General features: G+C 64.7%; 15 protein-coding genes, 1 tRNA gene and 2 pseudogenes. 14 read left to right on the forward strand and 4 right to left on the reverse strand.

What is annotated here, in order from left to right; all coding sequences use genetic code 11:
• Nucleotides 1-608: 608 nt before the first annotated feature.
• From AC1DXK_RS27385 to AC1DXK_RS27410, 6 genes are all read left to right on the forward strand, one after another.
• On the forward strand, nt 609-959 hold the full coding sequence (locus AC1DXK_RS27385; protein ID WP_457105946.1) for a hypothetical protein: 351 nt from the start codon (nt 609-611) through the stop codon (nt 957-959).
• Nucleotides 960-1115: 156 nt separating this feature from the next.
• A complete protein-coding gene (gene hpt, locus AC1DXK_RS27390; RefSeq protein ID WP_457105945.1) occupies nt 1116-1682 on the forward strand; it encodes a hypoxanthine phosphoribosyltransferase in 567 nt (188 codons plus the stop codon).
• A 165-nt stretch (nt 1683-1847) separates the two neighbouring features.
• Entirely contained in the window at nt 1848-2213 is a 366-nt protein-coding gene (locus tag AC1DXK_RS27395) for a response regulator (protein ID WP_007567202.1), read from the forward strand.
• 126 nt (nt 2214-2339) lie between these two features.
• Complete coding sequence (locus AC1DXK_RS27400) at nt 2340-2672, forward strand: hypothetical protein (RefSeq protein WP_457105944.1); 333 nt, start codon at nt 2340-2342, stop codon at nt 2670-2672.
• Between the two features lie 57 nt (nt 2673-2729).
• Complete coding sequence (locus tag AC1DXK_RS27405) at nt 2730-3107, forward strand: hypothetical protein (protein WP_457105943.1); 378 nt, start codon at nt 2730-2732, stop codon at nt 3105-3107.
• A 73-nt stretch (nt 3108-3180) separates the two neighbouring features.
• A tRNA-Thr gene (locus tag AC1DXK_RS27410) sits at nt 3181-3246 on the forward strand.
• A 23-nt stretch (nt 3247-3269) separates the two neighbouring features.
• On the opposite strand, the gene AC1DXK_RS27415 is transcribed toward AC1DXK_RS27410, so the two are convergent.
• The 4 genes and pseudogenes from AC1DXK_RS27415 to AC1DXK_RS27430 form a co-directional block, all read right to left on the reverse strand.
• Complete coding sequence (locus tag AC1DXK_RS27415) at nt 3270-4364, reverse strand: tyrosine-type recombinase/integrase (protein WP_457105942.1); 1095 nt, start codon at nt 4362-4364, stop codon at nt 3270-3272.
• A gap of 35 nt (nt 4365-4399) precedes the next feature.
• Nucleotides 4400-4591 (reverse strand): annotated as a pseudogene (locus AC1DXK_RS27420) (helix-turn-helix domain-containing protein); the annotation flags it as partial.
• Entirely contained in the window at nt 4560-5216 is a 657-nt protein-coding gene (locus AC1DXK_RS27425; protein ID WP_457105941.1) for a lambda exonuclease family protein, read from the reverse strand. The gene AC1DXK_RS27425 and the pseudogene AC1DXK_RS27420, both read right to left, overlap by 32 nt.
• A gap of 1 nt (nt 5217) precedes the next feature.
• Nucleotides 5218-5754, reverse strand: coding sequence for an ERF family protein (locus AC1DXK_RS27430; RefSeq protein ID WP_457105940.1), 537 nt, complete (start codon nt 5752-5754; stop codon nt 5218-5220).
• Between AC1DXK_RS27430 and AC1DXK_RS27435 the strand changes: the two are divergent.
• The 8 genes and pseudogenes from AC1DXK_RS27435 to AC1DXK_RS27470 form a co-directional block, all read left to right on the forward strand.
• A pseudogene (locus tag AC1DXK_RS27435) lies at nt 5708-6742 on the forward strand (replicative DNA helicase); the annotation flags it as partial. The gene AC1DXK_RS27430 and the pseudogene AC1DXK_RS27435 sit on opposite strands and share 47 nt — an antisense overlap.
• A gap of 50 nt (nt 6743-6792) precedes the next feature.
• Nucleotides 6793-7158, forward strand: a complete 366-nt coding sequence (locus AC1DXK_RS27440; RefSeq protein WP_457105939.1) for a hypothetical protein — start codon at nt 6793-6795, stop codon at nt 7156-7158.
• 251 nt (nt 7159-7409) lie between these two features.
• The gene (locus AC1DXK_RS27445; protein ID WP_477299493.1) at nt 7410-7781 is read left to right on the forward strand and encodes a hypothetical protein; all 372 of its coding nucleotides are present in this window, start codon (nt 7410-7412) and stop codon (nt 7779-7781) included.
• A gap of 66 nt (nt 7782-7847) precedes the next feature.
• The gene (gene nusG, locus AC1DXK_RS27450; protein WP_477299494.1) at nt 7848-8438 is read left to right on the forward strand and encodes a transcription termination/antitermination protein NusG; all 591 of its coding nucleotides are present in this window, start codon (nt 7848-7850) and stop codon (nt 8436-8438) included.
• A 222-nt stretch (nt 8439-8660) separates the two neighbouring features.
• Complete coding sequence (locus AC1DXK_RS27455) at nt 8661-9917, forward strand: site-specific DNA-methyltransferase (protein ID WP_457105949.1); 1257 nt, start codon at nt 8661-8663, stop codon at nt 9915-9917.
• Nucleotides 9914-10375 (forward strand): hypothetical protein, encoded by a 462-nt coding sequence (locus AC1DXK_RS27460; protein ID WP_457105936.1) that lies wholly within the window; start codon nt 9914-9916, stop codon nt 10373-10375. The genes AC1DXK_RS27455 and AC1DXK_RS27460 overlap by 4 nt, the downstream gene beginning before the upstream one ends.
• Nucleotides 10338-12056: a phage terminase large subunit gene (gene terL, locus AC1DXK_RS27465; RefSeq protein WP_477299495.1), complete on the forward strand. Its 1719-nt coding sequence runs from the start codon at nt 10338-10340 to the stop codon at nt 12054-12056. The genes AC1DXK_RS27460 and terL overlap by 38 nt, the downstream gene beginning before the upstream one ends.
• Before the next feature lie 730 nt (nt 12057-12786).
• Nucleotides 12787-13494 (forward strand): hypothetical protein, encoded by a 708-nt coding sequence (locus tag AC1DXK_RS27470; RefSeq protein ID WP_457105934.1) that lies wholly within the window; start codon nt 12787-12789, stop codon nt 13492-13494.
• Nucleotides 13495-13712 lie beyond the last annotated feature (218 nt).

The following is a 13712-nucleotide window of genomic DNA, read 5'->3' on the forward strand; positions in this document are numbered from 1 at the left end:
GGACCGCAGGTGCTGCCTGGGCCGACCCATCACGAGCGGGTGGGCGCTGACGCGCCCACCCCTCAACCAAACTTCCGACCGTCGCAAGTTTCGCCCGTGGTCGGCCGGCTTGAGCAGCACCGCAGCGCGGCGTGCTTGATCGGCGATTCGCCTGTGATCACCTCCGAAACGCCGCCGGTCGGGTCGAGACGCCCGAGGCAAAGCCTAAACCATTGTTTTAAATCAGCTTTTATATTGACAACCGAGGACCCTCGAACTTGTGGATCTGGGGGTCCCCCGTTCGAGCCGGGGCGGTGGTACCATCTATTCAGAACGACTGCGCAAGGGGTTGGCGGATCGCCGGCCCCTTTTGCATGTGTGGATCCGCTTGGCCCGGGCCGCCCCCGCGCAGCCGAGCGCGCCGACACCGCGAGGACGGCGGACCGCCGGATCCCCAGCGAGTCACGGATCTCACGCCGGCGCGTCGTCGCTCGGCCAGCCGCGCGAAGCAGGCTTCGTCGGCCAATCCACGATATTCGCTTTGACGAATGTTATATATTCGCCACATTTCTCGACTCAAACTAACCGTCCCGCAGCCATTGACTGTCTCCATTCGCTCGAAGACCCGCATGGATCGCACGACACAGCAGGATCAGCTCGAGATCGTGAGCGCACTGGCGGCCTCGCTGGCCGATCGGATGCTTATGGAGCGCCTGACGCAGGGCACGCTGCCTCTGGCCAATGCCAGCCGCCTCTGGACCGCGTCGCGGCTGCTGGAGGCGCACGAGCGCCCCGTACCCCGCATTGTGGCGGACGTCCTGGAGCAGGTCCGGCATGCCGAGTCGGCGGAGGATCCGGACGGGACGGACATGGCGCCCGGGCCGGAGGCGACGGAGGAGAGGCCCAAAACCGCGCGCGCCCCGCGCAGGCGCCGGCTGACCCGCCTGCTCCGTCCGTTCCGGCAGCCAGCCGAGGCCTGACCCGCCCGTCGCAAGCTGGGCTCCGGGGGCGGTGCAGGGGAGCGCCGCGCCCTCGTTTCGGATCCGGAGTTTCCCCGGCGCGCCTGGAACGCTAAGAGCACCTCCGATCGCGGCGGCGGACCCCGCCGCGCGCGAACGGGCTCCGGGACACGAGAGATGAGCATCCCTGAACGGCGCGTGCGAACCCTCTTCGACGAGGCGGCCATCGCCAAGCGCAACGATGAACTCGCCGGGGAGATCCTGGCCGCGCGGCCCGAGAACCTGCTCGTCGTCGCGGTGCTCAAGGGCAGCTTCATGTTCGCCGCCGACCTCCTCCGGTCGCTGCACCGGGTCGGGCTCGCGCCGCAGGTCGAGTTCGTGCACCTGTCGAGCTACCGCACCGGGACCGTCTCCAGCGGGCAGGTCGAGATCTTGCGCGACGTGCAGAGCGAGGTGCGCGGGCGGGATGTCCTGCTCGTGGACGACATCCTGGAGTCGGGCCGAACCGTCGTCTTCGCCAAGGACCTGCTCATGGCCCGCGGCGCCCGGCGCGTGCTCACCGCCGTCCTGCTGGAGAAGCCCGGCAAGCGGGCCGTGACGATCGACGCGGATTTCGTTGGCTTCACCTGCCCCGACGTATTCGTCGTCGGCTACGGGATGGACGCCGCGCATGCCTTCCGGCAATTGCCCTTCGTCGGCGTGGTCGATTACGGGGACGGGGACCCGGATCTGTTCGACGCCTGAGGCCTCCGCGGCAGCGCGGCATTTTCGCCTCTGCGCAGGGCACGGCGGCCATTTCAGGGTGCGACGTCTTGACAGACGTCGATTCCGTCTATGTCTGTCGAGCCTTGCGCGTGCGCTTCACCGCGACGGGACGCGCGCAGCTTTCGGGGACGATTACGGAACCACATGGCGCGCATCCTCCTGGTGGATGACGAAGAGACCGTTCGGGGCTTCCTCAAGCGGGGGCTCGAGATCGACGGTCACGCGGTCGTCACCGCCAATGACGGCAGCGACGGGCTCGATCGCCTCAACGAGGCCGATGGCGGCTTCGATCTGATGCTGACCGACATCCGCATGCCGCTCATGGACGGCATCGCGCTGGCGCTGGCGGCCAAGCGCGATTTCCCGGACCTGACCATCCTGCTGATGACTGGCTTCGCCGATCAGCGCGAGCGGGCGCGCGGGCTCGACGCGATCGTCACCGACGTCCTGACCAAACCCTTCTCCCTGGCGGATCTGCGCGCCACGGTGAGGCGGGCGCTCGCGGCCTGAGGCGACCGGCCCGGCCAGGGCGCCGCGACAGCCGGTTCAGGCGACCTTAAACATTTCCCTTAGGTTGAGGTTCATGAAAGCGTGACAGTGTTCGTCTGACTGGATCAGACCGAGCACACCCTCGCCATGTATCGCCGGGACCGGGACATTGACGGAGCGCCGTATCAAGTCGGCCGCTATGCCGGGGAGCCGGACGATGCGGACTGGGATGAGGATCGGTACGAGCGTCGGCGTCCGCGCAAGGGTTTCTTCGGACACGTCGCCTCGGTGATCAAGCTCTCCGCCCTCGCGGTTCCGGCGGCGCTGTTCCTGTACGGCAGCTTCGCCGATTGCAGCGCCCGACCTGCGGCGGGCTGGCTCGGCCTCGTCGGCGCGGGAGCCTGCGCCCGCACCGAGATGCTCGGCAGCCTCCTCTCGATGCAGGACAACTTCGCGCTCCTGAAGCGGCTCACCAACTGAGCCCTCGGGCCGTCGTCCCGACACGATCCGCTCCGAACCGACCCCTGCGAGCCCACCATGTCCAGCCGCCCGCTCCTCCCCGCCACGTCCGGCCGCCCGCCCGATGCCCTCGAGGAGGCTCAGTTCCGCGCCCGCATGACGCGGGTCGGCTCGGACTTTGCCAATCGACCCGCGCGCCGGACCCGGACACTTCACCGCGGACGGGGCCTCCGGCTCGGCTGGAAGGGCTGGCTCGTCGTCGACGGTCTCGTCGTGCTTCTGGTCGTGGCCGGAGTGGTGACGTGGCCGCCGGTCCAGGCCTGCCGCAACCAGGAGCAGACAGTCGGATTCTATGCCGGCGATTCCGTCGGCAAGTGCGTCCGTCGCGGGATCGCCGACCGCCTCGATACCGCCGACCAGCGCCTCAAGAGCCTGATCCGCCGCTCAGGCTATTGAGGCTGGCCTCAACAGATCGTCGCGCTCTTCGGGTTGAGCGGCGGCACGGCGGCTGATAGCAAGCGTGTCGCGAGCCGGTGTAGCACAGCGGTAGTGCAGCGGTTTTGTAAACCGAATACCTGCCTCGCGCTCCCCGGCACATTCCGTATTTAGCTCAACCCTTTAAGCGTTCTCGGCGGGCGTAAACCGATACACCTGTGCCGACTTTTGTGCGGCCGCGTCCTTGGCGGCCTGGGCTTCCTCGGCCGTGCGGAAGGCCAGATAGCCCTCGGTCACTTTCAGGCTGGTGTGGCCGAGTTCGTGCTGCAGCTCGTAGATGCCGCCGCGCCCGGTCCGTAGGTAATCGACCGCGAACCGATGCCGAAGGTCGTGGAAGCGGAAGCGCCGGAACTCGGTGCCCTTCGTCGCCGCCTCCTCGGCAAGCTGCCGGCCGTAGAGGCTGAAGCGGGTCGCGACGTTGCGGAACGGCTGGCCGTCCGAGTGCCAGAACACCCGCCGCGTCACCATGCTGACCGGGATGTCCCGGAATAGGGCCACGGCCGCTTCGGACAGCGAGACCACGCGCCGCTTGTTGCCCTTGCCCAGAACGGAGATCGCCCCGCGCGCGAGGTCGACGTGCCGGCGCTCCAGGGTGACGAGTTCATCCTGACGGCAGCCGGTGAGCAGCGCCGCCCGGATCAGGAACTTGAAATTCCCTGGCGCGCGGTCGACCGCGATCGCGATGTCCCGATCCTCCGGCAGCACGATCGGGTTGCGCCGCTCCTTCATGCGCCGGCTCTGCTGCGCCTCCAGCGCCGGATTCCCACGCCGCCACTTCTCGTCCACCGCGAACGCCAGCACGCTCGACAGCGCGGTGAGGTCCCGGCGGATGGTGGCGGTGGTCACCTTCTGGGCGCGCCGTGCCTTGATGATCGCGGCCACGGTGTCGTCGTCGATCTCGTCGACGAACAGCCCCGTGAGGTGGGGATCCAGGATGTCGAGCGAGCCGAGGTATCGCTTGAAGGTGCGTTCGCCGATATGGTGAACGATGTAGGAGCCCCACTCCTTCAACGCGTCTTCCCAACGCTTACGGTCGTCGCCGAACGAGGCGGCGGCCGCTATGTGTGCGTGCTCCGCGGCCTGGCGGCTGCGCGCAACGACTGGATCACCTGTCTTGAGGCTGAACCGGTACTCTTTGCCGGCAACCGTGAAGCGCGCCCAGAGGGTGCTACCTCGCCAGTAGCAGCTCTCCGGGGCCTTCTTTCGATCTGTGGGCATGGTGGCTTGCTCTCCTGTTCAACAAGCCAGGCGCGGATCGCCGCTTCGTTGAACGTCCACAGGCGACCAACTTTCGCGGCGGACGGCAACTCGCGCCGCGTGGCGAGGCGCTGCACCGTTCGAATCGAGACGCCGAGAATGGCAGCCGCCTCGCCGATGTGGACGCGCTCCGGCGCACGGAAGGTGCGGGGCATCTTAGTCGCCTGGGAAAGGCGGCCCGTCATCATGCCGCCTCCGCGACACCGATAGCCAGGAGACGCGGGCCTCGACCTCGCCGAGGAAGGCGTTCACGGCGGCTTCGTCCCTCGCGATCTGCGCTTCGTCCCGGTGCATCCGCTTGACCCACAGCCGCAGCGCCGGTGGCACGCTGGGGTGCCAGGAGGCGAAGTCGCACCACGCCCGGCCCGTACAGGCCATCTGCCAGCGCATCTGCGGCCGGTGAGCCTCCGGGATCTCCCCGGCGAGCAGCGTTTCCAGATGGGTCCGCAGCGTCGGGCACTTGAACTCGACGAGACCGTCCGCTCCCACCATCCGGTCCGGGCTGGCCCCGGCCATGGCGATCGTCGGATGGTCCACGAACCCGACCTTCGCGCTGTCGACGCCGTACAGGAACTCGTAGGCGTCGCAGGCCTGCGGCTCCCGCTCCGAACCCTCGAGCATCGCGGCGGTCAGGTAATGCTGTATCGCGAGGCCCGTCAGCCGCTCGCCGACGAGTTCCATCAGGTAGGCCTCGCGCTCGGCCCGCGGCTTGCCGTCCTTGCGCAGTGCCAGCACGTCGGCGACGCGGGAGGCCGTGACCTTGCCGCAGCAGGCGTCCAGCCATTCGGCGCTGCCCTGGATCATCTCGGCCATGTCACCGGCCCTCCGGCCGGGCGCGCCGGGCGACAGCGCGGTCGATGGCGGCCAGGGCTTCGCCGTAGAGCGCGGCCGGCAGGTCCGGCACGCTCTCGACGTTGAAGACGCGCAGGAACTTCGCCGGGGCGATGCCGTGCTCGGTGAGGAGGTTGCGCAGGGTCTCGCCCTGTTCGTCCGAAATCACGTCCTCGGTCACGGCCCGCTCCGACGCCCCGTCGGTGTCGTCCGGGTCGTTGGTCAGTGCGATGTTGAAGACCTGCAGGACGAGGTAGCGGCGAGCATAGGTGATCGTCGACCCGATGCCCTGGATCGGCGTCTTGTTCGCCTTCCCCTGTGCGCCGGCCGTGTCGGGTGGCAGGTCGAGATGGTAGGCGCACTCGTGGCCGGCTTCATGGGCGCAGGTGCACTTCACCCGCAGATGCCCCTGGATCGGCGATGCCTCGGTGTCGAACGAGAGCGAGAATCCGTGCCGGGCGATGACCGGCTGCGTGATGCAGTATCTTGCGCGGCTGGCCGCCGACGCCACTACGGTCATCAACGCGGGCGCCTACGGCCGCACGATCCACGACCTTGCCGTCCGGCGCCGGCTGATTGGCATCGGCTCGCCGGGTCCGGCCAGTCATCTCGCCGGCCGCTCGGCGGCAGATGGCGGTGCCTGGATGCTGGAGCGCGTGCGCGGCCTGCGCGACGGCACGATCCCCTCGACCGCGATTCCCTCCGGCCTCGTCGAACTGGACCGCGCCACGAACGGGGGATTTCAGCGCGGGGAGCTGTGGATCCTGGCCGGGCGCCCCGGGACGGGGAAGACGGTCGCCATGACTACGCTGTCTCGACAAGCCGCCCGCCACGCCGGCGTGCTGGTCTTCCAGGCCGAGGTGACCCCCGAGCAGCAATGGGCTCGCTACCTCGCGGATCTCGCCTACCGGCCGGGCCATCCGCTGCCCTTCGGTCGGATCATGGCAGGACGGGACCTCGACGAAGAGGCCTTCGAGCGGGTCGAGCAGGCGCAAAAGTGGCTCGCCCAGCTGCACCTGCACGTCGACTACCGGTCGCCGATCTCGGTGGCGCAGATCGCCTTCGGGGTGAAGGCCGAGAAGCGCCGTCTCGCCAGGACGGAGATCCGCCTCGGCGTCGTGTTCATCGACTATCTGAAGTTCATCAAGGCCTCGGATCGCTACCAGGGTCAGCGCGTACTGGAGATTGGGGAGATCTCCGCCGCCCTCAAGCAGCTCGCCAAGGCCGAGGATGTCTGCGTGGTGCTGCTCGCGCAGCTCAACCGCGAGGTCGACAAGGAGGGCCGCGTCGACCGCCGCCCGGGCAAGGAGGACCTGCGCGACTCGGGCGAGCTGGAGCAGGACGCCGACGCGGACCTGCTGCTCTACCGCGAGGCCGTCTACCTCGATCGCAAGTTCAAGGCGACCAATGATCCCGAGACAGGTCAGCGCCTGATCGACAAGCAGAACAGCCTTGAACTGATCCTCGGCAAGAACCGCGCGGGTCCGACCCCGACCCTGCACCTGTGACGCGACATGGCCCATTCGGCCATCGCCCAGACGACGAGAGGGTCCCTCTGATGGCTCGCATCCGCACGATCAAACCTGAGTTCTGGACCTCCGAGCAGGTCATGGAATGCGCGCCGCTGGCGCGGCTGCTGTTCATCGGGCTGTGGAACTTCTGCGACGACGCCGGCCGAATGGCGCTGTCGCCGAAGCGGATCAAGGCGCAGATCCTGCCATCGGACGACGTCACGTCGTCGGACGTTCTCGGAATGCTGCAAGAATTGTCGGCGAACGGCCTGATACGGATCTATGTCCTTGAGGGAAAAAGTTTCTGGCCGTCACCGGCTAGCATCACCAGCGCATCGACAAGCCGCAGAAGCCGCTCACGCCCGAACCGCCGGCGCCCCATTCGCCGAATGATCCAAGAGCGTTCGGCGTAGGAAAAGGAAGGGAAAAGGAAGGGATAGAAACGGAGGATTCTTCCGGCGGCGGCGGCGGCTCACCCCCGCACGCGCCCGCGCGCGGGACCCCGCCCCGATCCGAACCGATTTCCGTCGCAGAGCGGGCATTACTGCCGGAGGCGGACGCCGCCGCGCCGCCGTGGAACAGCCGGGAGAGCTTCGACCGTATCGAGGCCCGCTGCCGCGCGGCACTGCCCCGGGACTGGGTCCAGGATCCCGTCGTCGGGCCGATGGCGCGCCTGGTCGCGGATGGGATTGCCCTCGAGACCGAGATCGTCCCGGTGCTGCTCGACCTCGCCGCGGGTCGCAGGACGCCGATCCGCACGTGGTCGATGCTGGCCAACGTCGTCGCCGAGCGCGTCGCTGCCCAGCGCCAGGCTCGATCCGCCCAGGGCCTCGCGGCGACCCCGGCCGAGCCCCCCGATCCGGCCGAACTGGTCGATCTCGGCATCAGCRGGCGCCATCCCGAGGCGTTCCTGCGCGCGGTGCTCGACCGGTTCCAGCGCGATCCCGGCACCTGGATGGAGGGCGTGTTCGGCCCGCCGCCGGGCCAGCCCGGATGCCGGATCCCGCCGCGGCTGTTGATCGGCGAGGCCGCGTGATGGCGACGCGCAGGGCCGGCCTGCACGCCGCGGCCGATGTTGTTTCGTGCGATCGAGGGGCGTGACATGGGCAGGAAGCGCGGAACGAACGGATCCCGGATCCGAGCCGAACACGTGGTGCTCGACCAGAGTCTCACGTGGTTCGTCGTCCACACCCTGCCGCTCCACGAGGCCATGGCGGCCGAGGAGTTCGAGGGTCTGGCGATGGACTGGTGGCTGCCGCGGTACCGCGTCACCGTGGTCCGGCGCGGACGCAAGGTCGACACCCAGGCGATTTTCTTCGCCTCGTACCTGTTCGTCGGGCTCGATCGGCTGCGTCACGCCTCACGTTGGACGGAGCCGCTGTTCGACAGCCGGCACGTCATCGACGTGCTCGGCCAGCGCGCACCGCTGGAGATCCCGGGCTCCGTCCTGCAGGCCCTGGCCGATCGGATCGCGGGCGTCGACGAGACGGAGCGGGCGAAGCGCAGGCAGGAGGCCGCGTTGTTTCAGGTCGGCGAACTGCGCAGGATCTTGAACGGTCCGTTCATGTCGTTCTTCGCCGAGGACCATGACATTCTGAGCAATGGTATCGTACGCGCGGACGTCAGCATCTTCGGTCGAGCGACACCGGTCGAATTCGCACCCGACCAACTTGGAGATCCGTTGGCCGCTTGACTTCGACGACTGGATCGGAGTCTATCTCGATCGTGGACGGCCGGAACGTGAGCTGCGCTCGTTGGAGGGTGCGCCTGCCGGAACTACCGGATCACGTGTCAGCGTCGGGACGATCTGCCCACGCGCGACATGCCCAGCCCTGATTTTGCGCTTCTTCCTGACGCCAAACCGCAACGCTGCGCTTGGCTGCGGGCTGCCGCATCGAGGGAGTTTATTGCCCGTATGAAAAGCTGGCCCGCTGACCGAGTTGAGCGCCGGCCGGTCTCGGCACTTGTGCCCTATGCTCGCAACGCCAGAACGCATTCCGACGAGCAGACCGGTCAGATCGCAGCCTCGATCATGGAGTGGGGGTGGACGACGCCGGTGCTGGTCGACGAGGAGAGCAGGATCATCTCCGGTCACGGTCGGGTGCTTGCGGCGCTCAAGCTCGGGATCGCGGAGGTGCCAGTCATGGTCGCGCGAGGGTGGAGCGAGGCTCAACGCCGGGCATACGTAATCGCCGACAATCAACTTGCGGCGAACGCTGGCTGGAATCCAGATCTGCTGCGGGTCGAATTTAGCGCCCTCCAGGAACTGGATTTCGACATCGCGCTGACCGGGTTCTCGATCGAGTCCCTCGCAGACCTCATGGCCGAGCGCACGTCAGGGCTGACCGATCCCGACGACGTACCCGAGGCGCCCGTCGAACCGGTGACGCGACAAGGCGACTGTTGGAGCCTTGGCCGTCATCGCATCCTGTGCGGCGACAGCACCAACGCGAAAGACGTCAAAGGCGTACTCGCCGGTATTGCCCCGCACCTAATGGTGACCGACCCACCATATGGTGTCGAGTATGAGCCCAATTGGCGGAATCAGGTGAAGCGGACCAACGGCACGAGAGTCGCCGCTCGTGCGATCGGCCGGGTACTGAATGACGATCGAGCAGATTGGCGCGCAGCTTGGGCGCTATTCCCCGGCGACGTAGCGTATGTCTGGCACGCCAGCTTGTTTTCGCCACTGGTCGCAGACAGCCTGACCGCCAGCGATTTTGAATTACGCTCCAGCATCATCTGGGCGAAAGGGCGCTTCGCGATCGGGCGCGGCGACTACCATTGGCATCACGAGCCGTGCTGGTATGCAGTTCGTAAGGGGAAAAAGGGCCATTGGTCCGGCGACCGGAAGCAGTCCACGCTCTGGGAAATCAGCCACAGCAAATCCGAGACCGGGCACAGCACGCAAAAGCCCGTCGAGTGCATGAGGCGCCCGATCGAGAACAACTCCTCACCAGGGCAGGGTGTTTATGAGCCCTTTTGCGGCTCCGGTACAACGATCATAGCGGCTGAAATGACCGGTCGTGCCTGCCACGCCATCGAATTGAACCCCGCCTATGTCGATGTCACCGTGGTTCGTTGGCAAGCCTTCACCGGTCAGGAAGCATCCCTCGCCGAGACGGGTGAGTCCTTCGCACGAGTCAAGGCACGTGTGAGCGCCACGAAATGACCGACGAACCGGCGGCCCCTGGCGGTCGGCCACCCCATACGCCAACGGACAAGAGCCGACGTGAGGTCGAAGCCCTGTCTGGCTACGGAATTCCGGAGCACGAGATCGCCCGCGTCGTCGGTATCAGCAAGCCCACGCCGCTAAAGCATTACCGCGACGAGCTCGACCAGGGGATCACGAAAGCCAACGCGAAAGTCGCCGAGAGCCTGTTCAAAAAAGCGATCGGTGACGGCCCGCAGGCCGTCACAGCCGCAATCTACTGGGCCAAGACCCGCATGCGCTGGAAGGAGCCGGCGCAGTCACACGAGATCGCGAGGGCAAACGGCGGTCCGATTCAGCACGTCGACTTGTCCAAGGCGACTGATGAGCAACTGGCCGCGCTCGCCGCATTCTTCGGTCCGCTTGCCGCCGCCGGCGCAGATGCTGACGGCCATCGGGGCGGAGCAGGCGCGGCGTAGCGCGAAGGCCGAGCGGGAGCGGATCAGGACCCGCTGTGCGTCGCTCGCGAGCTTCGTCGAAGAGGCCTGGCACGTCCTGGAGCCCAACCAGCCCTACGTCCACGGCTGGCACATCGAGGCGCTCTGCGCGCATCTTGAGGCCATCACCCACGGGCGCTTCCTCGCCCTCGGCCTGGAGAACCGGCTGCTGATCAACGTCCCGCCGGGCACGATGAAGTCGCTCTTCGTCTCAGTGTTCTGGCCGGCCTGGGAATGGGGGCCGTGCTGCCTCGCGGGCCTGCGCTACCTCACGACCTCGTACAAGGAGGACTTCGTCAAACGCGACGCGCGGCGCATGCGCGATCTCGTGTCGAGCGCATGGTACCGAGCGCTCTGGCCCCACGTCGCGCTGTCCCGCTCAGGTGAGATCTCTTTCGCCAACACGGCGACCGGCTCGCGCGAGGGCATGCCATTCGCCTCGCTGACCGCGGGTCGCGGTGACCGGGTCATCATCGACGATCCCCACTCGACCGAGACCGCCGAGAGCGAGACGGAGCGCGAGCGGACGCTGCGCATTTTCCGCGAATCGGTGACGACGCGCCTCAACGACCCGGCGCGCTCGGCGATCGTGGTGATCATGCAGCGCCTCCACGAGCGCGACGTCTCGGGCGAGATCCTGCGGCTCGGGCTGGGCTACGTCCACCTGATGCTGCCGATGGAGTTCGAGCCGGACCGCGCCTGTCGGACGCCGATTTTCGCCGATCCGCGCACGCTGGACGGCGAGCTGCTGTTCCCCGAGCGCTTCCCGCGAGCGGTGGTCGAGCGCGACAAGGTCCCTCTCGGCGCCTACGCGGTGGCCGGTCAGTTCCAGCAGCGGCCGGCCCCGCGCGAGGGCGGACTCTTCGACCGGGCGGGCTTCGGGATCGTCGACGCGCTGCCGCCGATCGAGAAGTGGGTGCGCGCCTGGGACTTCGCCGGCACGAGGAAGCGGCCCGGCGCCGATCCGGACTGGACCGTCGGCGTGAGGATGGGCCGCGGCGCGGACAAGCGGTTCTACATCGCCGACGTGGTCCGCGTGCGCGAAACGCCAGGCAAGGTCCGCCAGCGGCTGATCAACACCGCCAGCCAGGACGGGGCCGCGGTCGGCATCCGGATCCCGAAGGATGCGGGGCAAGCCGGCATCGCGCAGGCCGAGGACTACGTCACGGCGCTCGCGGGCTTCATCGTCAGCGCGGTGGCGCCGACCGGCTCGAAGGAGGTGCGTGCCAAGCCGCTCTCCAGCCAGGTCGAGGTCGGCAACGTGATGCTGCTGCGTGCATCTTGGAATGAGTTATTTCTTGAGGAAGTCGGCCTTTTCCCGGCCGGCAGCCACGACGACCAGGTGGACGCGGCCGCCGACGCGTTCAAGGAACTGGCGGGTGTGGCGCCGGGCGAGGGGTTGATCGCGTTCTATCGGCGGCAAATCGAGGTCGGGTCGGCGCCGGAAGCGCCGCATTATGGGTGGTCTATGCCGAGCGTGGCCAGTGGACGGGCGACGATTGAGCTGGTGGCGCCCGCCGGCACTGGAACGGTGATCGGCTTGTCTGGTGCTCGCTATACGCCTGATACGGATGGACGAATTGTCGTTTGGAGCGATGATGCCAGTCCACTCTGCGCCGCCGGCTTCAGCGATTTATCAAAGGCAGCTGGTAGATCTCTTTAGGCTGAATTTCTGCCCACTCGAATTTACGTATATTTTATACGAAAATGATTTTCGGGTTGTTACGGCATTTTTAGCCTATGCCTGATCAAGGCCATAGATCGAGACTCTATTGCTATAGAAAGCGCTGTCTACACAAAAATTCAGTCCGAAACGATTACGACGCTCGACATAATAATTTCTGAGTTCAAACCTGCAATTGGCAAAGAGGGATGTGAAGAGATGCAGTCAGTAATTATCGCTCGCCAACGCTAGCATCTGATATCAGAATCTTGCGCGGCGGTGCCGCGGTGTAATACTCCGATCTAACTTTCTGAAATATGTAGTGATCATGCTGTATACAGTCTAAGTTGTTTTGCAAAAAAATAAATCATATTATCACAATGATGTTTCTGTTATGATGAAATGAATTTACGCAAGTAAAATGTCATTTATTTATACAGCAGTGTAATTTTTGTCGCTCAATTACGGCGATTTGTGTGCGCTTGACATGAACAACTCTGCTGTTATCCCTGGGCGCCCGGAACAAACAATCACCTAATTGCGATGTCGACGGCTGTTTTTGCTCGACACGCGATATGGCGAGCTTCGGTCAAAGCCGGACTTTATCCGCCTGGAGCGTGATAAAATTACAGTCAAGCATTCATTGGGCATGTCTACAAGGAGTTACCTAATTAGTACCACTGGAATTACTTCATCTATTTCCGCTGTTCTACCTGTAAGCCGTGCTGGCATGGTAACAGACAGCGCTAGCTTAAAGAATTCAGAAATCGGCAAAAATGATCAGTCAATAGATACGAGATCTGGACTGAGAATACACGCCAGCCAAGGCGATGCGATTTTATTTGCATCCAGCAAGACAAAAAGCTCGCAATATACAGAAAACAACAATGTTAATAATGGCAATCCCGAGGCCAGCAATACAAATAGAAATTCGCCTGCCGGAAATTCTGGCGGCGAAACTGTTTATCACGCAGCTATGGAACAAGATCCGACGGTACATCTTCCCGGAATTTCAGTCGGCCCAGGCTACCCGGTCGGCGGTTACCCTTCTTCTCATCCGAATGTGGGAGTTGGTGCGCGCTCCGGAGGAGGTGGAAACGGCGGATCGGCACCTGTTCAAAACAACAGTCATTCCAATCCCGCGTCTGCCGCCGAAGGCCGCACAAAGGTAAGCTGGCAAGAATCCTCAAAGGAGACATACGATAATCTATATGATGAAAATACAAGGAATGCGAAAATTGGAGATCACGATACGGGCGCTGTAGCGATAGGTGAGAACAGTGGTTCGGATCCGGATGGTTCCATCTGGTCGCGCGAGCGGATTATCTTTCATACAGAGAAAGGGACCTTCTTTGCAGTGCCATCCGTCCCGGAAGATGTCGTTGTCGCGAGATTTGTCGACGGAAATCTTGAAGTGACCACTCAAACACCGGCTTAAAATCGTCAGCCTGTGACTGTATCTCACCGATGACGATGATCACTTATATATCGTTGCCAGTGAGTTAATTAATCTTTGGTTTTTCTCGGAGCACTACAGAAATCTCAAGAACTTCAGTGAGTGCTCCGAGGGACTTTCTTCTACAATAAATGGTCAAAAATGATCCTCTGATCATGATCATCAAAGGAAATGATAAATATGGCGCGCAGTAAAAAATC

The sequence above is a fragment of the Methylobacterium sp. P3_A11 genome (assembly GCF_056403155.1).